Annotated in this window: 27 protein-coding genes; 18 read left to right on the forward strand and 9 right to left on the reverse strand. The window is 71.4% G+C overall.

Features of this window, described 5'->3' with window-relative positions; translation table 11 throughout:
• Positions 1-31: 31 nt before the first annotated feature.
• Positions 32-1,327, reverse strand: coding sequence for a diacylglycerol/lipid kinase family protein (locus tag ACZ58N_RS19345; RefSeq protein WP_471161445.1), 1,296 nt, complete (start codon positions 1,325-1,327; stop codon positions 32-34).
• A gap of 94 nt (positions 1,328-1,421) precedes the next feature.
• A complete protein-coding gene (locus ACZ58N_RS19350; RefSeq protein ID WP_471161106.1) occupies positions 1,422-1,799 on the reverse strand; it encodes an amphi-Trp domain-containing protein in 378 nt (125 codons plus the stop codon).
• A 278-nt stretch (positions 1,800-2,077) separates the two neighbouring features.
• On the opposite strand from ACZ58N_RS19350, the gene ACZ58N_RS19355 reads away from it, so the two are divergent.
• The 3 genes from ACZ58N_RS19355 to ACZ58N_RS19365 all read left to right on the forward strand — a co-directional run bounded on the left by ACZ58N_RS19355 (position 2,078) and on the right by ACZ58N_RS19365 (position 4,311).
• The gene (locus ACZ58N_RS19355; RefSeq protein WP_471161109.1) at positions 2,078-3,508 is read left to right on the forward strand and encodes a DUF2252 domain-containing protein; all 1,431 of its coding nucleotides are present in this window, start codon (positions 2,078-2,080) and stop codon (positions 3,506-3,508) included.
• Positions 3,509-3,599: 91 nt separating this feature from the next.
• Entirely contained in the window at positions 3,600-4,052 is a 453-nt protein-coding gene (locus ACZ58N_RS19360) for a hypothetical protein (protein WP_471161110.1), read from the forward strand.
• A gap of 109 nt (positions 4,053-4,161) precedes the next feature.
• Positions 4,162-4,311, forward strand: a complete 150-nt coding sequence (locus tag ACZ58N_RS19365; protein ID WP_471161113.1) for a hypothetical protein — start codon at positions 4,162-4,164, stop codon at positions 4,309-4,311.
• Positions 4,312-5,426: 1,115 nt separating this feature from the next.
• Here the strand turns inward: ACZ58N_RS19365 and ACZ58N_RS19370 are convergent.
• A complete protein-coding gene (locus ACZ58N_RS19370) occupies positions 5,427-5,885 on the reverse strand; it encodes a nuclear transport factor 2 family protein (RefSeq protein WP_471161115.1) in 459 nt (152 codons plus the stop codon).
• A 366-nt stretch (positions 5,886-6,251) separates the two neighbouring features.
• Between ACZ58N_RS19370 and ACZ58N_RS19375 the strand changes: the two genes are divergently transcribed.
• Positions 6,252-6,749, forward strand: a complete 498-nt coding sequence (locus ACZ58N_RS19375; protein ID WP_471161118.1) for a hypothetical protein — start codon at positions 6,252-6,254, stop codon at positions 6,747-6,749.
• A gap of 12 nt (positions 6,750-6,761) precedes the next feature.
• Here the strand turns inward: ACZ58N_RS19375 and ACZ58N_RS19380 are convergent, their stop codons facing one another.
• Positions 6,762-7,721: a DUF1152 domain-containing protein gene (locus ACZ58N_RS19380; RefSeq protein ID WP_471161119.1), complete on the reverse strand. Its 960-nt coding sequence runs from the start codon at positions 7,719-7,721 to the stop codon at positions 6,762-6,764.
• A gap of 314 nt (positions 7,722-8,035) precedes the next feature.
• Between ACZ58N_RS19380 and ACZ58N_RS19385 the strand changes: the two genes are divergently transcribed.
• Entirely contained in the window at positions 8,036-9,604 is a 1,569-nt protein-coding gene (locus ACZ58N_RS19385; RefSeq protein WP_471161122.1) for an alpha/beta hydrolase, read from the forward strand.
• A 229-nt stretch (positions 9,605-9,833) separates the two neighbouring features.
• Here the strand turns inward: ACZ58N_RS19385 and ACZ58N_RS19390 are convergent, their stop codons facing one another.
• The gene (locus tag ACZ58N_RS19390; protein WP_471161124.1) at positions 9,834-10,406 is read right to left on the reverse strand and encodes a snapalysin family zinc-dependent metalloprotease; all 573 of its coding nucleotides are present in this window, start codon (positions 10,404-10,406) and stop codon (positions 9,834-9,836) included.
• Positions 10,407-10,692: 286 nt separating this feature from the next.
• Positions 10,693-11,643, reverse strand: a complete 951-nt coding sequence (locus ACZ58N_RS19395) for a DUF4232 domain-containing protein (RefSeq protein ID WP_471161127.1) — start codon at positions 11,641-11,643, stop codon at positions 10,693-10,695.
• 194 nt (positions 11,644-11,837) lie between these two features.
• Here ACZ58N_RS19395 and ACZ58N_RS19400 point away from each other — a divergent pair, with 194 nt between their 5' ends.
• Positions 11,838-12,323 (forward strand): hypothetical protein, encoded by a 486-nt coding sequence (locus ACZ58N_RS19400; protein WP_471161129.1) that lies wholly within the window; start codon positions 11,838-11,840, stop codon positions 12,321-12,323.
• Positions 12,324-12,406: 83 nt separating this feature from the next.
• On the opposite strand, the gene ACZ58N_RS19405 is transcribed toward ACZ58N_RS19400, so the two are convergent.
• Positions 12,407-12,712 carry a hypothetical protein gene (locus tag ACZ58N_RS19405; RefSeq protein ID WP_471161131.1) on the reverse strand — a complete coding sequence of 102 codons (306 nt, stop codon included), beginning with the start codon at positions 12,710-12,712 and terminating at the stop codon, positions 12,407-12,409.
• Positions 12,713-12,858: 146 nt separating this feature from the next.
• On the opposite strand from ACZ58N_RS19405, the gene ACZ58N_RS19410 reads away from it, so the two are divergent.
• Positions 12,859-13,353, forward strand: coding sequence for an HIT family protein (locus ACZ58N_RS19410; protein WP_471161134.1), 495 nt, complete (start codon positions 12,859-12,861; stop codon positions 13,351-13,353).
• On the opposite strand, the gene ACZ58N_RS19415 is transcribed toward ACZ58N_RS19410, so the two are convergent.
• Entirely contained in the window at positions 13,322-13,795 is a 474-nt protein-coding gene (locus ACZ58N_RS19415; RefSeq protein ID WP_471161136.1) for a hypothetical protein, read from the reverse strand. The two genes, ACZ58N_RS19410 and ACZ58N_RS19415, sit on opposite strands and share 32 nt — an antisense overlap.
• On the opposite strand from ACZ58N_RS19415, the gene ACZ58N_RS19420 reads away from it, so the two are divergent.
• From ACZ58N_RS19420 to ACZ58N_RS19430, 3 genes are all read left to right on the forward strand, one after another.
• Positions 13,785-14,177: a YciI family protein gene (locus ACZ58N_RS19420; protein WP_471161139.1), complete on the forward strand. Its 393-nt coding sequence runs from the start codon at positions 13,785-13,787 to the stop codon at positions 14,175-14,177. The two genes, ACZ58N_RS19415 and ACZ58N_RS19420, sit on opposite strands and share 11 nt — an antisense overlap.
• Positions 14,178-14,521: 344 nt before the next feature.
• Positions 14,522-14,746, forward strand: coding sequence for a hypothetical protein (locus ACZ58N_RS19425; RefSeq protein WP_471161141.1), 225 nt, complete (start codon positions 14,522-14,524; stop codon positions 14,744-14,746).
• Entirely contained in the window at positions 14,743-15,102 is a 360-nt protein-coding gene (locus tag ACZ58N_RS19430) for an STAS domain-containing protein (protein WP_471161142.1), read from the forward strand. The genes ACZ58N_RS19425 and ACZ58N_RS19430 overlap by 4 nt, the downstream gene beginning before the upstream one ends.
• A gap of 114 nt (positions 15,103-15,216) precedes the next feature.
• Here ACZ58N_RS19430 and ACZ58N_RS19435 read toward each other — a convergent pair whose 3' ends face one another.
• Entirely contained in the window at positions 15,217-16,425 is a 1,209-nt protein-coding gene (locus ACZ58N_RS19435; protein ID WP_471161144.1) for a PucR family transcriptional regulator, read from the reverse strand.
• 212 nt (positions 16,426-16,637) lie between these two features.
• Between ACZ58N_RS19435 and ACZ58N_RS19440 the strand changes: the two genes are divergently transcribed.
• The 8 genes from ACZ58N_RS19440 (at position 16,638) to ACZ58N_RS19475 (ending at position 24,269) form a co-directional block, all read left to right on the forward strand.
• Positions 16,638-17,435: an ABC transporter ATP-binding protein gene (locus ACZ58N_RS19440; protein ID WP_471161146.1), complete on the forward strand. Its 798-nt coding sequence runs from the start codon at positions 16,638-16,640 to the stop codon at positions 17,433-17,435.
• Positions 17,423-18,226 (forward strand): ABC transporter ATP-binding protein, encoded by an 804-nt coding sequence (locus tag ACZ58N_RS19445; protein ID WP_471161149.1) that lies wholly within the window; start codon positions 17,423-17,425, stop codon positions 18,224-18,226. Before ACZ58N_RS19440 ends, ACZ58N_RS19445 begins: the two co-directional genes overlap by 13 nt.
• Positions 18,223-19,113, forward strand: a complete 891-nt coding sequence (locus tag ACZ58N_RS19450) for a branched-chain amino acid ABC transporter permease (protein WP_471161151.1) — start codon at positions 18,223-18,225, stop codon at positions 19,111-19,113. Before ACZ58N_RS19445 ends, ACZ58N_RS19450 begins: the two co-directional genes overlap by 4 nt.
• 79 nt (positions 19,114-19,192) lie before the next feature.
• Positions 19,193-20,242: a branched-chain amino acid ABC transporter permease gene (locus ACZ58N_RS19455; protein WP_471161448.1), complete on the forward strand. Its 1,050-nt coding sequence runs from the start codon at positions 19,193-19,195 to the stop codon at positions 20,240-20,242.
• Complete coding sequence (locus tag ACZ58N_RS19460) at positions 20,239-21,510, forward strand: ABC transporter substrate-binding protein (protein ID WP_471161154.1); 1,272 nt, start codon at positions 20,239-20,241, stop codon at positions 21,508-21,510. Before ACZ58N_RS19455 ends, ACZ58N_RS19460 begins: the two co-directional genes overlap by 4 nt.
• 169 nt (positions 21,511-21,679) lie before the next feature.
• Positions 21,680-22,453 carry a TetR/AcrR family transcriptional regulator gene (locus tag ACZ58N_RS19465; RefSeq protein WP_471161157.1) on the forward strand — a complete coding sequence of 258 codons (774 nt, stop codon included), beginning with the start codon at positions 21,680-21,682 and terminating at the stop codon, positions 22,451-22,453.
• Positions 22,450-23,673: a cytochrome P450 gene (locus ACZ58N_RS19470; protein ID WP_471161160.1), complete on the forward strand. Its 1,224-nt coding sequence runs from the start codon at positions 22,450-22,452 to the stop codon at positions 23,671-23,673. The genes ACZ58N_RS19465 and ACZ58N_RS19470 overlap by 4 nt, the downstream gene beginning before the upstream one ends.
• Before the next feature lie 119 nt (positions 23,674-23,792).
• Entirely contained in the window at positions 23,793-24,269 is a 477-nt protein-coding gene (locus tag ACZ58N_RS19475; protein ID WP_471161163.1) for a hypothetical protein, read from the forward strand.
• The last annotated feature ends 81 nt before the right edge of the window (positions 24,270-24,350 follow it).

Raw genomic sequence — 24,350 nt, forward strand, 5'->3', positions numbered from 1 at the left:
CCGCACCCCACCGGCGGCCACCCGCCATCGGCTACCGGCCGGAGCCCGCGGCCCGCTTCGTCGTGAAGGCAAGTCTGCGCACCTCGGGCCAGTTCATCGGTGCCCCGGCACCGGCCCCGGGCCGGTGCCGGGGCAGCAGGACCCGCAGTGCTCCCGGCTCCACGTGACAGCGCACCGGCGCCGGCATCGTCAGGGACTCGCCGTCCACCCCGACCTGGATGACCGGACCGTCCGAGTCCACGACGACCTCGCGGACACGTGCCGAGGTCAAACCGCCGGCCCGGCCGTGACGCAGGATTCCCGCCGCCTGGGCGGCGTTGGTCACCTTCACACCCAGTACGCCGAGCGTGCCGGTGTCCAGCCGACTGCGCCTGCGGAGGCCCGCCGCGTCACCCCGGCCGTACGGATTGTTGCTCACCAGAACGGCCTGCGGACCGTCCACGGCGAACCCCGCGGCGCGCACACTGAGCCCGGGGCCGGTGTGGCCCGCGAGCAGGTCCGGCAACAGCGCCAGGATCGTACGGATCTTGTCGTCGCGGTACGCCGGGCTCCGGACCACCTCCGCGTACGTCCCGAAGGACGCGTTGTTCACGAAGGGCCGGCCGCCGATCCTGCCGAGGTCGACCCGGACCTCGACCCCGTCGGCCAAGGCGTCCAGGCAGGTCGCCGGGTTGCGCCGGTCCAGTCCGAGGTCCAGGGCGAAGTGGTTGCGCGTGCCCGCGCTGACGACCAGGAACGGTACGTCCCGCTCCGCGGCCACGCCGGCGACGAGGGCCTGCGTGCCGTCGCCACCCGCGACTCCCAGCAGGTCGGCCCCCTCGTCCACCGCCCGGCGCGCGAGAGCCGCGACGTCCTGGGGATGTTCCGGGTCGAGGAGCACCACGTGGGCGCCCATCGCCTCGGCCTTCTCGCGAAGGCGGAAGGAGCCGACCTTTCCCCCGCCTGAGCGGGGATTCATGATGATGTACGGCCGTCGCGGCGGCACGGCCGGCAGCTCGGGCATCCGGGACCGCCCCTCCTGGGCGAGCGCGGCGCGTCCGCACGCCGCGGCCAGCACCCACAGGAGGACCGAGCAGATCACGACACTGAGCAGTCCCACCCGCGAGAACCACACGATCACGGCGACGGGAGCCGCCACCAGCAACAGCGCCGCCATCCACCGAACGGGTCCCCGGTGCGACAGGACGAGCCAGGCGGCGACAGCGGTCAGGGACACTCCGACGAGCCCGACGCCCACCAGGACGAAGCTCCGGAGCCCGGCGAAGACCAGCATGACGATGAGGGCCGCCGCGCCGGACAGCAGGGCCAGACGTGCCTGGGCGTACATGCTCACGTGGGGGGCCTCCGTTCGACCACGCGTCTCCTCGTTCACGTCCTGAGGGCCGAGGGACTCCGCGTCCCGGGGGCCGCCGAGCCGTGGCTCACGGACGCTTCGCGGCGGACCGCCGGGGCTTGGCCGTCGCCGCGGTCTTCCTCGGTCGTGCGGGGCGCGGCTGTGCCGTCGGCGCCCGTTCTCCCTCGTCCGAGGTGCCCTGCGAGGTTTCCCGCCCGGCGCGGGCAGCCGTACGAGGTCGACCGGTCGTCCATTTCAGTTCGATCTCCAGCTCGATCTCGTCACCGTCCACCTCGATCTCGATCTCGCTGCGGAGCTCGTCGGGGACGCGCAGGCTCAGGACGCCCGAACCCAGCGTGACCTCGGCGTTCCCACCCTCCCTCAGTGCTTCGGCGAGCGCCGCGAGCTGCTCGGCCGCCTCGCTTCGGGACAACGAGCGTTTCTGTTCGAACTTGAGGTCCGACATGGTTCCTCCAGGACACGGAACACGTCTGACCGAACCGACCAGACACCTGCCATGGTCTGTTCCTGAGGCGCATCCCGCACGACCGCCCGGTCACACGGAGGACGATTCCCGGCGGCCCGGTGGTGTCCGTGCGCCGTGCGGGGCGCCCGGGGCGGATCTATGGTGGCAAGGAGCCCCGGCATCCGGCAGTGCTGGGAGCGCGAAGTCCCCCACCGCCCCGGCGGCTCGTCGGTACAGGGTGCTGCTCGACGGCCGTAGGGCCAGGCAGGAGGGCTCGGATGGACCGCCAATCGGGCACCGCGATGCGCGCGTCGCACCGGGCGAGCCCCGCGGAGCGGGCCGCACGTGGCAAGGAGGCCCGGCGCCGCTCGCCACGCTCGGGACACGCGGCGTACGAACCCCCGGCGCAAGGGCGGGACCCGCTGGCGGTCCTGGAGGCACAGTCCGCGACCCGGGTTCCCGAACTCGTACCGATCCGCTACGGCCGGATGACCGAGTCACCGTTCCGCTTCTACCGGGGCGCCGCCGCGATCATGGCCGCGGACCTGGCGGGCAGCCCCGACTCGGGGATCCACGCCCAGCTGTGCGGCGACGCCCACCTGCTGAACTTCCGATTGCTGGCATCGCCCGAGCGCGAGCTCATGTTCGACATCAACGACTTCGACGAGACGCTGCCCGGCCCGTGGGAGTGGGACGTGAAACGGCTGTCGGCGAGTTTCGTCATCGCCGGCCGGGCGAACGGCTTCGACGACGCCGAGCGGGCTCGCATCGTGAGCGGCACCGTGCGCTCCTACCGCGAGGCGATGATCGACTTCGCCCGCATGGGGAACCTCGACGTCTGGTACGCGAAGATCGACGCCGGACGCCTCAAGGAACTGGCAGCGGCCCGGCTCCGCAGGAAGGGCCGGCTGAAGCTCGACCGCGCCCTGGCAAGGGCGCGGTCGCGGGACACCCTGCAGGCGTTCGGCAAGCTCACCCGGTCGGTCGACGGTGACGCGATGATCGCGCCGGACCCTCCGCTGCTCGTCCGGGCCGCCGACCTCCTGCCGGACGCCGAACGCAGCCAGTTGGAAGAGCAGTTCAGCGGACTCATCGACCGGTACGGGCTGACACTGCCGTCCGACCGGCGACACCTGTTGGCGGACTACCGGCTGCAGGACGTCGCCCGCAAGGTGGTGGGGGTCGGCAGCGTGGGAACCCGGTGCTGGATCTTCCTGCTGCTCGGGCGGGACGGCGGGGACCCGTTGCTGCTGCAGGCCAAGGAGGCCGGCCCTTCCGTGCTCTCCGACCACCTCGGGACCGGCCAGTACCGCAACCAGGGCGAGCGCGTCGTCGCGGGACAACGACTGATGCAGGCGACGAGCGACATGTTCCTGGGTTGGGAGAGGGTCGACGGGATCGACGGCAAGCGTCGCGACTTCTACATCCGCCAGTTGCGCGACTGGAAGGGCATCGCGATGCCGGAGACGATGTCACCCGCACAGTTGGCGACGTTCGGCGAGGTCTGCGGCATCACACTGGCCCGCGCCCACGCGCGGTCGGGCGACCGGATCGCGATCGCCTCCTACCTGGGCAGCGGCGACTCCTTCGACCGGGCCCTCGTCCACTTCGCCGAGGAGTACGCGGACCAGAACGAGCGTGACCACCGGACACTGGTGGACGCGGTGCGCACGGGACGCCTTCCGGCCGAGCAACTGCCGACGGACTGAGGGCACGGCCCCACCGAGCCGACGGCTCAGATTTCAGCAGCAGATCGTGATCCTGGAGGCCGAGGTCGTAGCTCCCCGGTAGCCTGCCCGCGTGGCTGAGACCTGGAACGAAGAGCAGTTGATTGCGGACGGCTTCGAGCGTGTGTACGCCGAATTGGACTGGTACGACGGACCGCGCGCCGGCCTTGCTGACGTCGACGGGAAGCCGCACTACTTCCAGAACCACGACTACGACCACCGCGATGGAGCCGATGTGTACCAGGTCTGGCCCGCGAGCGAGGCGGCGGTGGAGCTGGAGCGCGAGCAGTGGGCGATCTTCGCCCGGTGGAACGAGCGTCATGAGGCCGGCGAGGTCGGACCGGAGAGCCATCCGGGCCACGGCGGAATTGACGCCCGTTATGACGAGCTGGAGCTGCTGCTGGCGCCGCACCACCAGGCGCCGGACAGCGCGCGTCGGCTTGTGGGTGAGCTGCGGTTCGATGCCGGCACTCGCTACCGGGTCGTGGGGCTCGATTACTGGTTTCGGTGGCGTCCGAGCAGGTGAGGCCGCCGTTGATCATTGGGTGCTGTGCGGATCATCAAGGATCACGCGGTGATCTCGGAGTCCACGGCGACAACCCGCAGCCGCGGACCGCCCTGGAACACCGCCGGACTTGCTACGTCCTGGCCGTGTCCAGCACCCACCCGTCATCACGCCCGCCGGGAAGTTCCAGTCCAAGACCCTGGCCGCGCGGATGCCGAAGCGGTCCTGGCAGCGGCTGTCGACCGGCGCGGGCGCGAAGGGCGAGCGGTACTACGACTGAGCCCGGATCGACATCCACGGCCGCATCGGTCGGCTCGGTGAGTGGTGTCTGCTGCCCCATCCGACCCGTCACACCGTTGAACTGGCCATCTACCGCTGCTTCTCACCGCGCCCGCCATCACCACAGCCGCCCAACGCCGCGACCGACCCGCCCCCGACGGCCTGAGCCCCATGACCGGCAATGAGATCGAGCACCTGTTCGCGGCACTGATATGCCCAGCCCACGACCTCGCACGCCGCCTGCCCTGGTCACACTCGCGACGCCGGCATCAAGCTCGCGCCCGCCGGTGCAACCACCGGCATCAAGCGGCTGTCCAGCCATGAAGATCACGATCTACGGCTGGGAGTATGGGGCCATGTCAACGCTGCGATCCGACAGCTTCACGGCGGAAAAATCCGCGAGGATCCGCGCGGATCGTGCCAGTGTGAGGGTGTGACCAGGATCGATGGGGCGGATGGGTTCGTGGCTGGAAGCACCGATGGGTTCGGAAGTCTCCACCCCTATCGAATTCGGGGACGAGACCGCAGCGCGGTGATCCTCTGGAGGGGCGGCAGGGGCGACGAACCCGATCAGGTGCTGGCGCTGCCGGAGGGGGATCGCTATCGGGTACCGGTGTTCACGACCGTCCGACGGGCACGGACGTACGCGAACCGGCAGGGGCCGAGGCCCGCCGCTTCCTCCGAGGCCAACACTCTGGATTTGGCCCGTGTCCAGTACTGGCTTGAGGCTCCGGAGCGTCGGCGGGTCCCCTCGGGGCCTGTGCTGGAGGCATGGAACTTCTTCGAGGACCTGTCGCGCGGACTCCGAGGAAACGACCGGCTGCCTCGGCAAAGCGCTCCGCACGACAGCGCCTACGAAAAACTGTTCGCGGACGAGTGCGTCGAATGGACTCCCGCGGAACACGCTGCGGCATGGGAACTGCTGTCGGTCGGGGTGGAGTTGTGGAACTCATGCCCCGTGATCGTGAATCCCCCCTTGCACGTGGCCCTCCGCGATCACGGTGCGGCGTCGGTGTCCACGCGGGGAAGGCAGGAGGCCTCGATCGAATCGGCGAGAACGGCAGGAATCGCGAGCGCGAGCGGAAGTCTCCGGTCGTAGCCGACCGCTTCCCCGGCTCACGGGGTGCAGGCCTCGGCGATCGACCTGCTGTTCTCGTAGAGGTGGTGCCGAGTGATCCGGCCGTCCTCGACGGTGAGGTGCAGCGCGAACGGGCCCTCGAAGGACTTTCCCGTCGCACGCACGGTCCCTGACAGGTGCCCCATCAGGACGGCTTCCGTGCCGTCGACGAGGAAGGTGTCGACAGAGGCACGCGCCTCTTCGGGCACGGTGTGCTCCAGCAACTCCGTGAGCTGGGCGGCACATTCCGCGGCGGTGGACCGCGGACGGATCCACGGGACGCCGGGGTTCTCGGCCAGCAGCCAGTCGACCTCGCCGGCGAAGAGTTCGACGAGCCGCCCGATGTCCCCGGCCGTCCGGGCTGCGAGGAACTCCTGCACCACTGCACGGGTTGCTGCGGCAACGGAATTCGTGGTGGTGTTCGCACGCGGTGTGTTCACGGTGGACCGGACGGACATGGCGCTCTCCTCGCGGCTGCGTTACCGACGGTGTTTCCGTCGATGTGCTCGATCCTGCCGGTGGAGGAGACCGTGGTCGATTACCCCAGGGGTCATGAGCGGCCGACGGGGACGGGCGCACCTGTTGCGGTGGAGCTCCGGCCGTGAACGGCTACCCTGTCGAGGATCTCGTCGGCGGCGCGTGTCGTCACCGCGATCATTCAGCAGTTCGGACCGGCCGGGCACATGAAGGAGCAGAACACATGCGCCTGGTGGGCATTGCCTTCTGGGCATTGCCTCGGGGCCGGTGGGACGAGCGTGTGGGGTTGCGCGGGACTTCTCCGTGCACCGCGACGAACCTGCTCCAACGGCTTGCAGGGGGGGCACATGAACAACAAGGTCAAGGGGCTCGCGGTGGTGATCGCCGGGCTCGGCGTTCTGGCGGCCGGGGGGCTGCTTTCTCCGGATGGCACAAGCTCCACAGGCAGTGGTTGGAAGCCGGAGCCGGACTCCGGTGCGCCGAAGTACACCGGTCCGGACCCCGTTCAGGAGGACGTTCTCCAGGACTTCGGTTCCGTGGCGGCGTCGGCAGGATTGGGACCCGGTATCGCCGGCGGCGGTGTGGTGAACGCGGCCGGGTGCGTGGCGGCCCAGAACCACATGGGCTCGACGAGCGACGCGCAGCTGGCCGTCATCGTGGACCGGCTGGCGGACCGCGGCTGGCGCATCACCGAACGCCGGACCGCCACCCCCGTGGCGGTGGCCCTGGCAAAGGGCACCTGGAGCCTGGTCGTCACTCCCGACCCGCCGGGCGGGACCGCGTACCTGTCGCTCGTGGCGGTCCGCGCCACTCCCGCCTGCGAGGAACAACTCGCCGCCCCTTGACCTGAATCGAGGTCAGTGCGGGATGCGCCGGGCCGGGCGGGTGACGATCTCCTCGCGGAACTCGGCGATCCGCGATTGGACCTGACGCAGCAGCGAGGTGTCCTCGATGCGGTCCAGGTAGAGGCAGCGCGCCGCCAGGGCCGGCAGCTCGAAGGCGAAGCACAGCGACATCAACGGGTTCACGAACAGCTCGCCGCCGCGGGTGCGCTCGGTGAACCGGACGTCGCCGAACGCACCGCGCACGGCCGCCGCGATGGAGCCGTTGACGATGCTGGGACGCTCGGGAGTGTGTTCCTGGGCGTGCGCCACCGCGTCCAGGTAGAGGGCGCCCTCACGGGTGGCCCGCGGAACCGAGAACGCCCCGAGGTACGCCCCGTCGCGTTCCAGGGCCGCGATGTTCTCCAGTACCAGACCGTGGCTGACGCCGTGGTAGGCGTCCACGCCGAATCCGACGGACACGACGAGGCGCTCCGGTACGTCGTCCAGCGCCGCCAGCGCCGCAACGCTCGTCAGGTCCTCCTCGGGGGTGCCGAGCCCGGCTTCGTCGCCGCGCATCAGAATGTCCGTGCCCCCGTCGACCAGGACGATCGCGTCGATGCCGTGGAGGTCGATCAGGGCCCGGTAGGCGGCGCGCAGGGGCTGCACCCCGACCTGTGGGAAGGCGTACACCGTGGACGGGTAGCCGAGGCGACGGAGCCACTGGGCGAGGGTCCGCTCGGGGAAGTAGGCCTGGTGGGGTGCGGTCTCAGGGGTGATCGCGGCGAGGTCGGGTGCCACCCAGTCCTCGGTCGGCAGTCCGGCGAGTGAGCTGAAGGAGAGGTTGGCCAGGTGAACGTCCTTGCCCTGGTGCATGAGGGAGAGCGCGATGGGGAGTCCGGAGTAGATGTCGAACCCCCCGCCCGCGCCGGTGACGAGGACGCGTTCGGCGCTGTCGAGTCGGGCGAACAGCGGGTTGGTGTGGAGGGCGGTCATGCCGCTCATTGTGGAGGGCCCGCGCGGACCGCGCCCCGGAATTTCCCGGGTGGCCGCAGGGGCGACGCCGTGCGGAGCGGCAATGGGCGCACCGATCACGACCGGAGTTCCTCAGGCCCTCGCATCCGGACGGGGCGTCGGCACCGCACCCGTGCCGGTGCGCCACCGGTGCTCAGCGCGTTCGGCTCGCGCGGTGTGCCGAATCGCGGTTTCGTGGTGGGAGGGGCTCACGCCACACCCCGACGCGGTGTGCGGGTCGGCAGGAGCCCAACGCAACGGAGGCAGGAGCCCAACGCAACGGAGGAGGGCCGGCCATGCCCCTGTCCGTACCGACCGGCGGCCGCCGGTACCGCGCGGCCGGGCTCGTCGCCGCAGCGGTCTGCTCGACGCTGCTCAGCTGTCCCGGACCCGCCGCCGCGCAGGAAACGCCGTCGCCGTCGCCGAGCGTCCCGCGGCTCGACTGGCGGCCCTGCACGCCCGGCAGCCCGTACGACTGCGCCACCGCCCGCGTCCCCCTCGACCACTCCGCCCCCGCCGGCCGCGCCATCGACCTGGCGGTGGTCCGCAGGAAGGCGACCGACGGCGCACACCGCGTCGGAACGCTCTTCGTGAACCCCGGCGGACCGGGCGGGCCCGGGACGGTGCAGGTCCCGCAGAACTACGACTCCGTCCCCAAGGAACTGCGGGAACGGTTCGACATCGTCAGCTGGGACCCCCGAGGCATCGGGAACAGCACGGCGGTGAACTGCTTCGCCGACGCCGAAGAAGCCGGGGCATGGGGGCGTACCAAGCCGGTCGGCTTCCCCGTGGGTGAGAAGGAACGCACCGCCTGGATCGACGCCTACGAGGACCTCGGCCGGCGCTGCGAGAAGCGCGACGCCGATCTCCTGCGCCACGTGTCGACCGCCGACACCGCCCGGGACCTCGACCTGCTCCGGCAGTCTCTGGGAGAGCAACAGCTCAACTACTTCGGCGTCTCCTACGGCACGATACTCGGCGCCACCTACGCGAACCTGTTCCCCGACAAGGTCCGCGCCATGGTCCTGGACAGCAACATCGCGCCCTCCGCGTGGACGAACGGCGGCCGTGCCGACGCCCGGACCCCCACCTTCCTGCGCATGGGCTCCGACCTCAGCGCCTCCGCCACCCTGAACAAGTTCCTCGATCTGTGCGGATCGGCCACCACGGCCCGCTGCGCCTTCTCGGCCGGCGGTCCTGAGGCGACCCGCGCGAAGTTCGACCAGCTCATGCAGCGCCTCAAGGTCCGCCCGATGGACACGTGGACCTATGCCAGGACGGTCGCCGACACGGTCAACGGCCTCTACATCGTCGACCCGGGCTGGACGGACCTCGCCCGCCGCCTCCAGGACCTGTGGGAGGGGCGGGCCCCGAAACCGGCCGCGCTCCCGTCCCCTCCGCCCGTCGCCGACCCCGAGCCGTACCTCGGCGACGAACAGGCGATGGCCGTGTGGTGCGGCGACAGTCCCAACCCCCGTGATCCCGCCGCCTACCACGCCCTGGAGGAAAACAGCGCCGAGCGGGCGGGCGACGCGGGCCGCTTCTGGACCTGGGCCGGAGAGCCGTGCGCCACCTGGCCGGCCCGGGCCGCCGACGGGTACACCGGACCGTGGAACAACCCCACCGCACACCCCGTCCTCGTCGTCGGCACCACCTACGACCCCTCCACCTCGTACGCGGGTTCGCGGGCCATGGCGAGGGAACTGGCGAACGCCCGCCTCCTCACCCACGACGGGTACGGCCACACCGTCCTGTTCAACAACTCCAGTGGCTGTGTGAAGGCGTACGAGAGCCGCTACTTCATCGACGGCACGCTGCCGCCCCCCGGAACCACCTGCCGCCCGGACGAGCAGCCCTTCTCCTGATCCCGCTGAATCCGGTCCGGGTCGATCGATGCCGCGCACGATGACGTCCGGCCCGATCAGGTGGCATCCCATGCCATCCGGCAGCGATCGGCCCGAGAACGACGCGCCGCGAAATCCGGGTTCACCTGCCGGCGCTTCTGACGAAGGCCTGCGGCGGACCGGCGCGGGCGCCTTCCGGGAGTCCGTCCCGGCCGGGCGCCCGCACCGGCCCACACGCCGGCCCCGACGGTCAGGGGGCGTCGATGAGTACCCGGCCGTCGGTGGGCACGATGGCCGCGAGCCCGTTCGCGTACGCGTTCTGCACGCGCGTCCGCTCCGTCGCATTGGGCACGGCGTTGGCGCAGGCCGTACCGGCGCTGGACCCGGACATCAGCTGGGAGCACGGTCCCGGCTTGGTGTCCGGCAGGCCCAGGCTGTGGCCCAGCTCGTGCGCGGCGATGCGCGTCTTGTCGTACCCCTGGCTCACGGCTTGCGAACCGAGTTCGACGCGCACCTGCCGCCCGGGGCGCACCGGGCCGAGTGTGGCCTGCGGCCAGCCGGTGGTCGCCACGATGACGATCTCCGCCCGGACTCCGGGCGCGGCCTCCACCAGCCGCACGTTGCTGACGTTCGCGTTCCAGGAGGCCACGCCGGCCGCGATGGCCGCCTCCCAGCCGCCGGCCCGACTGTCGTCATAGCGGAGCGTCACCACCGCCGCGGTGGCGTCCGGTGCGGGTGCGGGTGCCGCCGTCGCGGCGGTTGCCGCCGCGAGGACCAGCGCGGCGGCGGAGGTGCCTGCTTTCAGCCAGATGCCCAGGGACATGGTCGTCTTCCTTCACGCGTGGGGGGCCCGGCCCCTCGGCGGAGCCGGGGCACTGGAGACGCCGCCACCGCCCGCCTGTTGCCCGCGCGTTCGGACAGCCGCCCCTCCGGAGCCCTAAGAAGGTAGCCCCACTCCCCCTCAACCCGTCATGCACCTGCCAGCCAATTCCGGCAGGAACTCCGGCCGACGCCCGGTGAGCGGGCACCGCCACCCGGGGCCGACGCGGACTCACCCGACCAGCGAGCGGACCTTGGCGTCGGTACTCGGCGATGGCTGCGCGATCCGGTCAGCGCTTCGCCTTCGTCCAGGGTTTGACCCCGAGCCTTCCCGTGGTTCCGAGGTCGAGGTTCGGGGTCACCACGACCGGGTCGGCACCGGACTTCGCGCGGACCCGCACGTGGGGGATGTTCGTAGGCGTGCCGGACTCGGTGGTGTTGCGCCAGACCAGACCGGAGATCGCCGACTCACCGGGCTTGAGCGTGACGGGCCGGGGTTGCTCGTCGGGCCCGGCACCGGTGGTGATCTCGCCGCTGCCCTTGAGGATCCTGATGCCGTCGACGGGCTTGAGTTCGCCGTCCAGGAGCTCCAACAGGGGGTAGCCCTCGACGGCGTAGTCGCGCGTGCCGCAATTGTCGAGGTGCAGGCCCACGACGCGCAGGCCCATGGCCGCATCGCCCTGGTCCACGCTGACACGGATCCCTGAAGCGGGGCACGTGCCCGGATCGGTGGGCGCCTCGCTCGCGGGGACCTTCGCCACTTCGAGCACCTTGGCCCGCGTGATCCGTGGCGCGGCCGGCGGCAGTTCCCCGGCCCGGACGGTGCCCCGTACGGTCTTCCCGGGGCCGACGTCGCGGACGGTCGCCGTGCGGTTCGTCAGTGCCTGACCATCGCCGCTGACGAAGGTGAACACGATGGTGTAGGTCAGGGCCTCGGCGCCCGTGTTCGTGACTTCGTAGGCCGCGCCGACGCCCGCGTCCGCGGGCAGGCCGTCGGCGGAGACCGAGTGGCCGCGGGAGGCGGAGGCGGAGGGCTTCGGAAGGGTCAGCGCGGTGACCTTCACGCCGTCCTTGCCCGGGTCGTCGACCTGGGTACGGGACGTCGGATCGGACGCGTCGGCACTCCCGGTGCCGCCCTGCTCGGTCCCGCATGCCGTGAGCAGCACAGCGGTCGCGGCGAGGGCCGACAGGAAGGGAGCGGTGCGGGCACGAGCCGGACGTAGGGGGGCGGTTCTCAGCATCCAGTCATCCGATCAGGAGATGGGCCCCGTGCCTGTGGCGGAGGGCACAGTTCCTGTCATAGGGGTGTCACAGGTTCGGGGCACGGTCCATGGCTCAGGCCTGACGGTCCCATGGGGGGGGAGGAAGCGGCCCTGATCATGCGCGTTCCCTGGGGCGTACCGTTGCACCAGGTCACGAGGTGGGAACGGGCAGGATGAGGGACTTGGACACCGAGGGGAACACGGACTTCGCGCTGCTCCGTGGTGCGACAGGCTTCTTCGTGCCGGGTGACGGTCCGCTCCCGGACACCGACCTGAGGGTGTTCCGAAGCGCGCTGCATGCCGCCGCCCGAGTCGTCGGGGGCCGGGTGGGCGAGGTCGAGGAGCAGGCGTACCCCCGCACCTTCCATACCGCGTCGGTCATCGATCGCACGGGCGAGAGCGTCGTCCTGTGCCACGGCCATCACCCGTGGATCGCCTTCGCCGAGGAACGCCGCGATTGGTACCTGGAGGAGTTCCGCCGCCCTCCGTCGTGGGCCCGCGCCTTCACCGAAGCAGGTTTCGCGGTTCTGAGCAGCGAGCAGCTCGCCACACCTCTCTCCGCGATGGACACTTCAGTGCTCACGCGGGGCGAGTGGCGCCAGATCCGCTCCTACGGCATCACCACGTTGGGCGGGGTGCTCTTCAACTCGTGGGCTTGACTGCCTGTCCGGCCGGTTCCTCGGATTCGCCGACCGGACACGACCTCCCCGTGGGAGGTCCCACGTGCCGATGGCCTCGACCGTCAGTACTCCTCGTCCGGGTAGTTCCACTCCAGCACCACCGTCGCCGACGGCGCGACCTCCTTCACGTACCAGACGACGGACTCCTCGAATTTCGGGCACCACAGGTAGGAGCGGCTCACGATGAGCGGGAAGTCGGTCCTCCCCTCGACGAGCCAGGCGTCGCCGTCCTTTTCCGCCGTCACCCCGACCTGGTCGGCGATGCTCTCGTCCCGCAGCAACTCCCGGAGCTCCGCGACGATCGCTCGCGCCTGCGCCTCGTCGGCGACGGTCGACACCCGGAGATCGAATCCAATGTTCACTGACATGCCGGGCAGGCTAACCGATCGATTCCCGCCATCGTGTTCGGTCCGGCCACGGGCGTTGCGTCGAGCTGGTGGCTGTCGTGGTGCTGCGGCAGACTGGTCGATCCCCTACCGAGAGGCGCGCCCCGGTGTCAACGGACAAGCTGCCCATGGACCTTGATGCGTACACGGAGCGGACCCGGACCGGTCCGTGCTTCGTCTGTGCCTTCCTGGCGGGGAACCCGGACTACCCGCACGAGACGGTTTTCGAGGACGCCGCTCACGTGGCGTTCCTGGACCGGTGGCCCACGGTGCCGGGAAAGGTTCTCGTCGCACCCAAGGCACACGTCGAGCACGCCGTCCGCGACCTGAACGAGGCTGCCTACGGTCGGCTCATGTTGTTCGTCCGGGAGATCGCCCTCGCCGTCGAGGCCGTCTGCGAGCCGGAGCGCACCTACCTCTACTCGCTCGGCAGCCAGCAGGGCAATGCGCACCTGCACTGGCACATCGCCGCTCTGCCCCCCGGCGTCCCCTATGCCGAGCAGCAGTTCCACGCGCTGATGACGGAGAACGGGGTCCTGGCCCCGTCACCGGACCAGGCGGCGGCGCTGGCCGCAGACCTGCGTGCGGCGATCATCGCACGGGGAGTGCTGGGGCCCGGGTGACCGACGTCGCGTCACCGTTCCGCAATGGCAGCCCGGCCGGCGCGGCGGAGACGGGACCGTCGGTGCACGGGTGACGGGACTCACGCGGGACTTGGAGACCACTACGGGTGACGGCCGGGTCGCCCCGTCGGTCCGCGACTCGATTCGCCGTCGAGCGGAAGCCGACCTCGACGCCGGCCCCGTCGCAGCCGCCCGCGACCTGGCCCGGCTCTTGAGGCTGATCGGCGAGAACCACGCCTCGGGGCTCCTGGGAGCGCTCCTCCCCCAGGAGGAACTCAAGGATCTTGACCCGGTCACGAACCGGATCGCGTTGCGCGAAACCGGCTTGGCGGAAAGTGGATGCCGGCGCACCGATGAGTTCTGCGGCGTTCAGCGGTCCAACCTGTGTAAGCCCGAAACGCTCCACCAGCCGCCCCGGAAGGGTGAAGACGATGAAGTACATGATCCAGATGAACGTGCCCGCCGATCAGTGGGACGCCGTCATGTCCGGGTACTCGCAGGAAGACATGGAGGCGATGTTCGCCCACATGAATGCCCTCAACGAGGACCTCACCGCCGCCGGGGAGTGGGTCGACGGGCAGGGCCTCGGTGGCCCCTCCCTGGTCAAGACGGTGCGGGCCGGAGACGACGGGCGCCCTCAGGTGACCGACGGACCGGCTCACCCCGGCTCCATCCTGGCCGGGTACTGGGTGGTCGATGTCCGGAGCGAGGACCGCGCCCTGGAAATCGCCGCCCGGGCATCGGCGTGCCCGGGGGCGGGCGGGAAGGTCGGCAACGACCCGGTCGAAGTGCACCCGATCCCCGCGGATCCGACCCAGGCCTGATCCGGGACACGGAGGGCCCTGATCCGTTGGAGATGCCGAGCAGCGCCCGGTCCGCAGCACGGGCGTACGGGGTGGGCGGCGCATCGTCGACGGCGTGCCGAGGGGGTGACCGGTGGCGGCGGCACGTCGTTGTCCCGGCATGCGCGTGCACGTGATGCTGCCGGGCACCGGAGGACGGGAGTGGTGTCGAAGCGGTCCGCCGCCGCAGGGGGGCGTCTCCCCCGCGACGGCCGGTACCGGGAAGCGGCGGAGCGGCCGTCGAAATGACACGCCGCGTTTGCGGGGCCGTATCCCGGCAACACTCCGTAGTTGCAGGCGGTCGAAACCCGACGGAAGGCAGGAACGTGACCCTCGATACCCGGCTCGACCTCGTCGCGGCCCTCACCCCGGTCGCGTCGCGCGCCCTCGTCGCGACACCCGCCCCGGCCCTCGCACCCCCGCGTGACGCGATTCCCTTCCCGGACCTGCCGCCGCCCCGCCGGCACCTCCTCGCGGGACGCGTGCGGCCTCAAGGCCGTCCGCGGCCGTCGGCCCTCCTCACCCTCGGCCCCACCAGGACTTCGCGATGAGCACCGTGCCCCACAGCCCGCTCCAGGTGTCGTGTGCCGTCGCGCAGGACACCGTCCGGGTCCAGCTGTCCGGCAACCTCGATCACACGTCGGCCCACGTCCTCCTGGGCGCCGTCACCCGGGTGCTCGCCGAACATTCCGGCCTCCGCGAGGTCCGCCTGCACTTCACGGACGTCGATGACGTCGATTCGACGGGACTGGCCGAACTGCTGATGATCCGACGGCAGACCGACGCGTCCGGCATCCGACTCCGCCTGGAGAACCGGCCCCTGCGCCTCGAACGCCTCCTGCACCTCACCGGAACCCTGGACTACCTCACCGACGCCGACGGTCGCGGCGCCGCCATGTCGGAGTAGTCCCGAAGGGCCCGCTCCGGCAATGCCGACGGACACCACTGACACAGGCGACGGGGGCCGGCCCGCCCGGGCGTCCGCGAGGCCCGCGTCGCCACGGCGTCGAGGGCCTCGCGGTCAGCCGCCCGACAGGCGGTAGGCGTCCCGCGCCAAGGTCAGGGCGATCAGGTCTCGGGGACGGGACAGGGACGTCGAGGTCAGGTGTTCCAGCCGGCGCAGCCGGTTGAATACCGTGTTGCGGTGGCAGTACAGGCGGCTCGCAGCGCGGCCCGCCGAGCCCTCCGCCGCCAGCCACGCGTCGAGGGTCTCCAGCAGCATCGCCCGGTCCGCCGGGTCCAGGTCCAGCAGGGGGCCGAGGACCGCGTGGACGAGTTCCGCCGAGAGTTCGGGCTGGCGCACCACCAGCGCGGTGGGCAGCCGGTCGGCCAGCTGCACCAGTACCCGTTCCTCCTGCCCGCAGGTGCGGAGCGCGGTCTCCGCCAGTCGGCGGGCCCGGCCCAGTTCGGTGAGTCCCCCCACCACCGGGCTGATTCCGCCCGGCCCCGGACAGCGGTCCGCGAGCTCCGCCACCAGGTCGCCCGGTGAGGAGTCGCCCAACGCCACCACGGCCAGTTCCCGATCGGTGCGCATCCGCCAGAACAGTCTCATGCCGTTCGCCGCCGCCACCCGGTGCACCGATTCGCCCCGGTCCGCGGGCAGCACCACCACCACGTACCGGCCCTGCTCGGGCAGGTCCAGGGCGAGTGCCACCTGGGCGGCCAGGGCCGGCGCGCCCTCCCCCTCCAGCAGGGCGTCCAGGAGGACCTGCACCCTCTCGTCGCTGCGCCGGCGCATCTCCACCTCCGCGGTGCGGTAGGCCTCGGCGGTCGCGGTCGCCTGCTGCTCGATACCCGCCCACATGGCCCCGGCCGCGCGGGCCAGCACCGGCAGCGCCTCCGGATCCTTCTCCGTGACGATGTCCAGCAGCGCGTCCCACGTCAGCCGCCCCGCCCGGCGGTAGGCGTGGAGGAGGAGGTCCAGCGGGAGCCCCTGCTCGGCGCGTCGGCGGCCCAACTCCTCGGCGTACGCCAGGTCCTTGCGGGGCGCCGACCGGCGGGCCGCGAAGGCCTCGATCCCGTAGTGCATGGCCTCGCTGATCTGTTGCCAGTGCTCGTCGCGCGGGACGGCCAGGTCGAACAGTGGCGAGTGCTTCGCCAGATCCTCGATCAGGTGGTCGGTGAGTCCGGGGATGTCGGCGATCAACACGTCCGCCGCCGACAGCAGGACCGACCATTCCTCTTCCGTGCGCGTTCTGCGTCCGCCGCCCATGGCCGCCGAGAATGTCATCCGCCGCCGCTGCCGTCAGGGGCGCGCGCATCAGGTCTGTGCCGGTGCACAACGCGTTCCGGTTCCGGCTGGTCATCGGCAGCGATTCCGCATCCGGGCGTGGACGGCCGCCCCGCGCCGATGTTGGGGTGTGCGCCAGCACACAGACCGTACGCAGCCCACTCGAAGGACCTTCGGGGCCGTCGGGGGCCGTTCGGAGGAAGGAGGAGTACGTGGGTTCGCTACAGGTGCGCGCACTGTCCGTCGGCTACGGGCCGGTCCGGGCCCTGCGCTCGGTGTCGCTCGACGTGCCGGCCGGCGCGGTGGTCGTCGTGCTCGGCGGGAACGGCGCGGGGAAGTCGACGTTGCTGCGCGCGGTGTCACGGACGCTCGGGTTCCACCGGGGTGCCGTGACGGACGGGAGCATCACCTTCGACGGCAGGCCGCTGGACGGGCTCGGTCCGGACCGGGTCGTCGCCGCGGGAGTCGTGCAGGTTCCCGAGGGGCGACAGGTGTTCACACGGATGACCGTCGCGGACAACCTGCGGGCCGGGGCGCTGGGCGGCCGGGCGGGGTCCCGGGCGGACACCGCCCGCTCCCTCGCGCGGGTCCACGAGCTGTTCCCCGTACTGGGCCGGCGGGCGCGGCAGCGCGCCGGGCTGCTCTCCGGCGGCGAGCAGCAGATGCTCGCCCTGGGGCGCGCCCTGATGGCCCGTCCCCGCCTGCTGCTGCTCGACGAACCCACCCTCGGGCTGGCGCCCCGGATGGCCGCCACCATCGCGGAGACCATCACCGAGATCAACGCCTCGGGTGCCTCGGTCCTCCTCGTCGAGCAGAACGCCGCGCTGGCGTTGCGCCTCTCCTCCCACGCGTACGTCCTGGAGGTCGGTGAGGTGACCCTCGACGGCCCGGCGGCCGAGCTGGCCGGCTCGGACGAGGTGCGGCGCCGCTACCTCGGCATCACCGACGGGGACGGCTCCGCGGTCGCTCCCGCCGGGGAGCGGCGGGAGTTGGGCCGGTGGTCGGCGTGAGCGCGTCCCCGTCCCCTCCCCCGCCGCTGACCGTCACCGACGTCACGGTCCGTTTCTCCGGCCTGATCGCGCTCGACTCCGTTTCCTTCACGGTGGAGCCCGGCAGCGTCCACGCCGTCATCGGTCCCAACGGCGCGGGCAAGTCGACCTGTTTCAACGTGCTGTCCGGGGTGTACCGGGCCTCCGCCGGCCGTGTCCGGTTCGGGGAGGCCGAGCTCACGGGCCTCGCCCCGCACGCCGTCGCGGGCCTCGGCATCGCCCGTACCTTCCAGAACCTGGCGCTGCCGCCGCACACCACAGTCGCGGACAGTCTCCTGCTGGGTCGCCACCGGCTGATGCGGTCCGGGTTCCTGGCCGCGGGGCTGCGGCTGCCGGCGGCCGCGCGTGAGGAACGTCGGCATCGCGAACGGGTGCGGGAGATAGCCGAGTTCGTCGGACTGGAAGGGGACCTGGCGGCGCCCGCGGGTTCCCTCCCGTACGGGAAGCAGAAACTCGTCGAATTGGCCCGGGCGCTGTGCATGGAGCCGCGGTTGCTGCTCCTCGACGAGCCCGTCGCCGGCATGACGGCGGACGAGAGGCACCGTACGGCGGCCGTCATCGCGGGCGTGCGCGACGGCCTCGGCATCTCGATCGTGCTGGTCGAACACGACATGGGGGTGGTGATGCGGCTCGCGGACGCGGTGACCGTACTCGACTTCGGCAGGCGCATCGGCGGCGGAACCCCCGCGCAGGTGCAGAACGATCCCGCGGTGATCCGCGCGTACCTCGGTGAGGAGGAGCCGGCGGCATGACCACTTTCCTCGAACTGCTCCTCGGTGGGCTCTCCATGGGCTCCGTCTACGCGCTGATCGCGCTCGGTTTCGTGGTCATCTTCAAGGCGACCGAGGTGGTCAACTTCGCGCACGCCTCGCTGCTGCTGGCGGGCGGGTACGTCACCGCGACGCTGCACGAGGAACTGGGCTTCTGGCCGGCCCTCCTGACCGGCGTCCTCGCGGCGGCGGTGGTGGGGTCGGCGATCGAGTTCCTGGTGATGCGACGCTATCGGGGCCAGGACCAGAGCGTGCTGGCCATCGTCACCATCGGCGTCGACATCCTCCTCATCACCGACCTCACCCGACGCATCGGCACGGACGTGCTCTCGCTCGGCGATCCGTGGGGCGATCGCGTCGTGCACCTCGGTCCGGTCACGGTGCCCCAGACGAGGATCGCCGCGATCCTCGCCGCGGGCCTGCTGATCACGGTGTTCATGCTCGTGTTCCGCCACACTTCTTGGGGCGTGGCGATGCGCGCCGCCGCCGAGCGGCCCGAGACGGCCGCGTTGATGGGCGTCCGGCTGGGTCGGGTCTCGCTCGCGGCCTGGGCGGTGGCCGGGGCCCTGGCCGCCGTGGCCGCCCTGTTCCTGACGGTCTTCCCCACGCCGGGCCTGGAGCGGGCCACCTCCCTCGCCGCGCTCAAGGCCTTCCCGGCGGCGATCCTCGGGGGTCTCGACTCCACGTCGGGCGCGCTGGCGGGCGGGCTGATCGTGGGCGTCACCGAGGCCCTCGCCACCGGCTACCAGGGCCAGTTGGCCTTCCTCGGTCGCGGCATCGGCGACCTGGCCCCCTACCTGGTGATGGTCCTGGTCCTGCTGGTCCGCCCCGCCGGCCTCCTCGGTACGAAGGAGCTCGCCCGTGTCTGACACCCGCAGTGCCGTGCGGCGCGACGCGGCCGTCGCCTCCCGGGCGGGCGGACGGTCACGGTCGGCGACCGTCCGTGGCGTGGCGGCGGCAGCCGCGGGCCTCGTGCTCCTCGCGCTGCCGTTCTACCTCGACCGGTTCTGGTTGCAGGCGGGACTGTTCGCCATCGCCGCCGCGATCGGTGCCATCGGGCTCAACCTGCTCACCGGGGCCACCGGGCAGCTGTCCATGGGGCACGCCTTCTTCCTCGCCGTCGGCGCCTACGGGTACTGCGCGTTCGCCGGGGACGACGGCGCGGCCGGCGGCCACGCGACGGTCGGGCTCGGACTGCCCGGTTGGCTGGCCGCCGCTCTGGCCGTCGCCCTCGCCGGGGCCGTGGGGGGTCTCTTCAGCCCGATCGCCGGCCGGCTGCGCGGGGCGTACCTGGGCATCGCCACCCTCGCGCTGATCTTCATCGGCCAGCACCTGCTGTTCAACGCGACGAGTCTCACGGGTGGCTTCAACGGGCGTGCCGTGGAGCCGCTGTCCCTGTTCGGATTCACCTTCGACGACACCGAGACCGTCATCGCCTCCGTCCCCTTCCACTCCGCGGAGAAGCTCTGGTACGTGGCGCTGGCCGCGCTCCTCGGCGGCGCCCTGTTCGCGCGCGGCGTCCTGCGGGGTCGGCCCGGCCGGGCCATGAACGCCCTGCGGGACCACAGCATCGCCGCGGGGGTGATGGGGGTGGCCGTCGCCCGGTACCGGGCCGCCGTCTTCGTCCTGTCGTCCATGTACGCGGGGCTCGCCGGCGTCCTGCTCGCCCTCGTCTTCCAGCGCACCGTGCCCGACTACTTCGGCATGGTCCTGTCCCTGGAGTACCTGGCCATGATCGTGATCGGCGGTCTGGGTACGGTCCGGGGCGCCGTCGTCGGGGCCGTCTTCGTCTCCCTGCTGCCCCAGTTGCTCACCCGCTACAGCGACGCCCTCCCGCTGGTGTCCGCGCCCGGAACGGGTGGGGTGTCGCCGGGCGAGGCCTCGCGCTACCTCTACGGCGCGGCCGTCGTCGCGGTCGTCCTGTTCCTGCCCGGCGGCCTCACGGGCATCGCCCGGACCGTCCGGAACCGCACCACACCCCCGAAGGAGCGAACGTGAACAGAAGAAGGCTCTCTGCCGCGGCCCTGGCGGCCGCACTCGTCCTGACCGGTGCCGCCGGGTGCAGCGGCAAGGCCAAGCCGGAAGGGGCCGCCGACGGGGACAAGCCGGCCGCGGGCGGGGTGAAGGCCGGGGTGGGGGTGAGCGACAAGAGCATCCGGCTCGGCTCGCTCACCGACATGACGGGCGTCTACGCGTCCCTCGGCAAGAGCGTCACCCAGGCCCAGCAGCTGTGGGCGAAGCAGACGAACGCCGGCGGCGGCATCTGTGGCCGCACCATCGAGCTGACGGTCCGCGACCACGGCTACGATCCGCAGAAGGCCCTCGCCGCCTACACCGAGCTGGAGCCCACCGTGCTGGGCTTCACCCAGTTCATCGGGTCCCCGTTCGTCTCCGCGGTCAAGGAGCGGATCGACGGCCGGGACAAGGGCCTGGTCATCCCGCAGGCCTGGTCGGCCTCGCTGCTGGGCAGTCCGTACATCCGTACGGTGGGAGCGACGTACGACGTGGAGACCATCAACGCCGTCGGTTTCCTCCTGGACCAGAAGCGGATCGCCTCGGGCGACCGGATCGGTCACGTCTACTTCGAGGGCGACTACGGCGAGAACGCGCTGACCGGGGCCAAGGCCGTGGCCACCGAAGCCGGGTTGACGGTCGTCGAACAGAAGATCAAGCCGACCGACAACGACATGACGGCCCAGGTCGCGGCGCTCAAGCAGGCCGGGGTCAAGGCCGTGGTGATCAGTGCCGGGCCCCGTCAGGCCGCCTCGCTCGTCGGGGTGGCCGCGGCGGGCGGCTGGAACGTGCCGATCGTCGGCAACAACTCCGCCTTCGCCCCGCAGCTGTTGGCGACTCCGGCCGGCGCGGCCCTGCAGAAGGACTACTACGTCGCCTCCTCCGCCCTGCCGATCGGCTCCACGGAGACGGCCCCGGCGGCGCTGGCCGCCGCGTACAAGGCGGAGTACCCGGACTCCGGGCTCGACAACGGCGTGGTGGCCGGCTTCACCGCCGGTGCCCTGTTCGGCGAGGTGCTGAAGAAGGCCTGCGCCGACAAGGACCTGACCCGGGAGGGCATCCGCGCGGCGTTGCTCAGCCTGAAGTCCTACGACAACGGATTCGGCATCACCCACGACTTCTCGGACCCGAAGGCGCCCTCCACCCGGCAGAGCGTGATCCTGAAGCCCGACGCGGGAGTCCCCGGCGGTATGAAGGTCGTGAAGGAGGCCGCCGCGGCGCCCGCCGCGACGAAATTCACACCCGCCGGCTGAGGGATGCCCCCGCCTGCGGCCGGCCCCGGCGGACCACCACCGGGGCCGGCCGCAGGGTCGGGACCGGCGGTCCCGACGCGACCGGTTCCGACTCCGCACGGGGATTGACGCCTCGTCAGGTTCGGGCGCACCTTTATATCGGAACTCCGATATAAGTCCGGGAGCCGCCATGACCCCGCGCCGCCACGCAGCCGATCCCTCAGCACCCCGGTCACCCGACGCACCGTCCGGCACCTGTGCACCGTCGGGTACGCCGCCGGGCGCGGAGCCGGGTCGGCAGGAGCGGCGGAAGGCCGAGACCCGGGGGCGGCTCATCGACGCGGCGGCCGGACTCTTCGCCCGCCACGGCTACCACGCCGTCTCGGCGGAGGCCGTCGCCGAGGCAGCCGGGCGGACCACCGGCGCCCTCTACAGCCACTTCGGCGGCAAGGAGGGCCTGCTCCTGGCGCTGCTGGAAGTGTGGAAGGAGAACACCGCGCAGGAGCTCAGCGCGCAGATCGCTGCCGACGCCGCCCCCGAGGACCCCGCCGTACGCCACGCCGCAATGTGGGGCAGCCTCACCCGCCCGCACCCCGAGCGCGGCGACTCCTGGCTTCTCCTCGAAGCCGAACTGTGGTTGCACGGCGCCCGCGGCCCCCTCGTCGGGACCAGGATCGCCGACCGCTACGCCGAAGTCCGCGCCCGGCTCGGCGAGGCGCACACGCAGCGGGCCGAGGCCACGGGAACCCCGCCGGCCCGGCCACCCCAGGAGGCGGGCGCCCTGGTCCTCGGGCTCCTGCTCGGCCTGGCCATGCAGCACCGCCTGGATCCCCACGCGGTCCCCGACTCGCTCGTCGTGGACGCCCTGGGTGTCCTGCTCGCGACGCCCGACCCGGCTCCCGGCGTCCCCGAACGCCGAAGCCCCGCAAATCCCGCAACCTCCCGAAGGGACGTGGACGCGTGATACCCACCGGCGAAGTGGACCTCCTCGAAGACACCTGGGCCGCCGGAGTCCCGCACGAACAGTTCGCCAGGCTGCGCCGCGAGGACCCGGTCCACTGGCACGAGATCCCGGGCCCCGGCAGCCACCAGGGCTTCTGGGCCGTCACCCGGCACGCCGACGTCAAGGCCGTCAGTCGCGACCCCGAGCTCTGGTCCACCGAACTCGGCTCGTTCATGGTCCGCGACCAGAGCCCCGAGTCACTGGAGAGCCTGCGCCTGGTCCTGCTCGGCATGGACGCCCCGCGCCACTCCCGCTACCGCGCCCTGGTCAGCGCGGGTTTCACCCCCCGAGTGGTACGTCGCCTCGCGGCAAGGATCGGCGAGCGGGCCGCCCGCCTGGTGGAGGAGGCCGTCGTCCCGGGTCGCGAGATGGACTTCGTCCCCGCGGTGGCCGCCCGGCTGCCGATCCAGACGATCTGCGAGATGGTCGGCGTGCCCTCCGAGGACGAACAGCTGATCTTCGAATGGAGCAACCGGATGGCCGGCGGCCAGGACCCCGAGTTGTCCGCCGGCCGGCACGACAGCGACCTCGCGGCGGCCGAGATCTACTCGTACTGCGACGCGTTGGCCGCCGATCGTCGTGCCCGCCCGCAGGACGACATCCTCTCCACGCTGGTCCACGCCGAGGTCGACGGGGACCGACTCGCCCAGCACGAGATCAACATGTTCTTCGTGCTGCTCTGCGTCGCCGGGAACGAGACCACCCGCAACCTCCTCTCCCACACGGTGCTGGCCCTGGCCGAACACCCCGCCGCCCGAGCCGAGCTGGCGGCCGCCCCGCACGACGAGGCGTTGTGGACCTCCGCGACCGAGGAGTTCCTGCGCTGGGGCGGCTCGATCCACAACTTCCGCCGCACCGCCACCCGCGACACCGTCCTGCGCGGGCGGTCGATCTCGGCGGGCCAGAAGGTGGTCACGTTCTACACCTCCGCCAACCGTGACGAGGAGGTGTTCGCCGACCCCTTCACCTTCGACGTCCGCCGTACCCCCAACGAGCACCTGGCCTTCGGCGGCGGAGGACCGCACTTCTGCCTGGGCGCCGGCCTGGCCCGTACCCAGATCAAGGCATTGATACGTGAACTCCTCGCCCGTCATCCGGACTTCGCCGTGACGGGAGAGGTTCGTCGGCTCCGCTCCGACTTCATCAACGGCATCAAGTACCTGCCCGTACGGTTCGGTTAGCCGGGGCCTTCGGGAACACCGTGTCGGCCTCGCAGACCGTGACCGACCGGCTGCTCCCGGCGCCGGACGAACCGTCGGCTCCGCCCTCGTTGTCAGTGGTCGACCGTAGTGTTGGTCGGGTGAGCGACCTCCATGAACTGATGGTCTCCGTCGACCTTCGGGACGAGATCTCCGAGGCCGAGCTGGCCGAGCTGCGCTGGCACCTGGGGGCCGGGCCGCGGCCCGAGAGCCTGTCCATCATCACCGACTTCCCGGTCGTGGTGGAGGACGATTCGGGTGCTCCGGTGATCGAGAACGATCCCCACCCACTGCTGGCCGAACAGGGCCCGGCGTCACGCGTGGGTGGTGTGCTCGTCTCGGCACTGGCCGGTCGCGACGACCAGCCCCGCAAGGGCTGGTCGCTGACGTCCCGACAGGAGATACACCCGGACCAGTTCGATGAGGTCGGGGAGCTGCTCTGCTGGCTGGCAGCGCGGGCCCGGACGACACACCTGCGCGAAGACGGCGCGGTCCGCGTCGGTTTCCTCAGGTTCCACGAGAGCGATGTTCCGGATGCCCTTCAGGTCGCGGGCGGAATGGTCGACTGGCCCGCCTGAAAGGCACGGCGAACGGCTTGCGGCGTGACGCTCTCGATGCTGCCGCGCGAAGGGCGCCCCTGGTCGCAGGGCGCTCTTTAC

This window comes from Streptomyces sp. NPDC040432 (assembly GCF_055595445.1).

Coding starts and splice junctions, on each gene's coding strand:
- ACZ58N_RS19415 (WP_471161136.1), bottom strand. CDS start 13,795: ATGTACTTCATCGTCTTCACCCTTCCGGGGCGGCTGGTGGAGCGTTTC.
- ACZ58N_RS19380 (WP_471161119.1), bottom strand. CDS start 7,721: ATGACCGCCCTCCACACCAACCCGCTGTTCGCCCGACTCGACAGCGCC.
- ACZ58N_RS19430 (WP_471161142.1), top strand. CDS start 14,743: ATGAGCACCGTGCCCCACAGCCCGCTCCAGGTGTCGTGTGCCGTCGCG.
- ACZ58N_RS19345 (WP_471161445.1), bottom strand. CDS start 1,327: ATGTACGCCCAGGCACGTCTGGCCCTGCTGTCCGGCGCGGCGGCCCTC.
- ACZ58N_RS19370 (WP_471161115.1), bottom strand. CDS start 5,885: ATGTCCGTCCGGTCCACCGTGAACACACCGCGTGCGAACACCACCACG.
- ACZ58N_RS19355 (WP_471161109.1), top strand. CDS start 2,078: ATGGACCGCCAATCGGGCACCGCGATGCGCGCGTCGCACCGGGCGAGC.
- ACZ58N_RS19405 (WP_471161131.1), bottom strand. CDS start 12,712: ATGTCAGTGAACATTGGATTCGATCTCCGGGTGTCGACCGTCGCCGAC.
- ACZ58N_RS19450 (WP_471161151.1), top strand. CDS start 18,223: ATGACCACTTTCCTCGAACTGCTCCTCGGTGGGCTCTCCATGGGCTCC.
- ACZ58N_RS19350 (WP_471161106.1), bottom strand. CDS start 1,799: ATGTCGGACCTCAAGTTCGAACAGAAACGCTCGTTGTCCCGAAGCGAG.
- ACZ58N_RS19435 (WP_471161144.1), bottom strand. CDS start 16,425: ATGACATTCTCGGCGGCCATGGGCGGCGGACGCAGAACGCGCACGGAA.
- ACZ58N_RS19400 (WP_471161129.1), top strand. CDS start 11,838: ATGAGGGACTTGGACACCGAGGGGAACACGGACTTCGCGCTGCTCCGT.
- ACZ58N_RS19375 (WP_471161118.1), top strand. CDS start 6,252: ATGAACAACAAGGTCAAGGGGCTCGCGGTGGTGATCGCCGGGCTCGGC.
- ACZ58N_RS19395 (WP_471161127.1), bottom strand. CDS start 11,643: ATGCTGAGAACCGCCCCCCTACGTCCGGCTCGTGCCCGCACCGCTCCC.
- ACZ58N_RS19410 (WP_471161134.1), top strand. CDS start 12,859: ATGGACCTTGATGCGTACACGGAGCGGACCCGGACCGGTCCGTGCTTC.
- ACZ58N_RS19465 (WP_471161157.1), top strand. CDS start 21,680: ATGACCCCGCGCCGCCACGCAGCCGATCCCTCAGCACCCCGGTCACCC.
- ACZ58N_RS19385 (WP_471161122.1), top strand. CDS start 8,036: ATGCCCCTGTCCGTACCGACCGGCGGCCGCCGGTACCGCGCGGCCGGG.
- ACZ58N_RS19420 (WP_471161139.1), top strand. CDS start 13,785: ATGAAGTACATGATCCAGATGAACGTGCCCGCCGATCAGTGGGACGCC.
- ACZ58N_RS19390 (WP_471161124.1), bottom strand. CDS start 10,406: ATGTCCCTGGGCATCTGGCTGAAAGCAGGCACCTCCGCCGCCGCGCTG.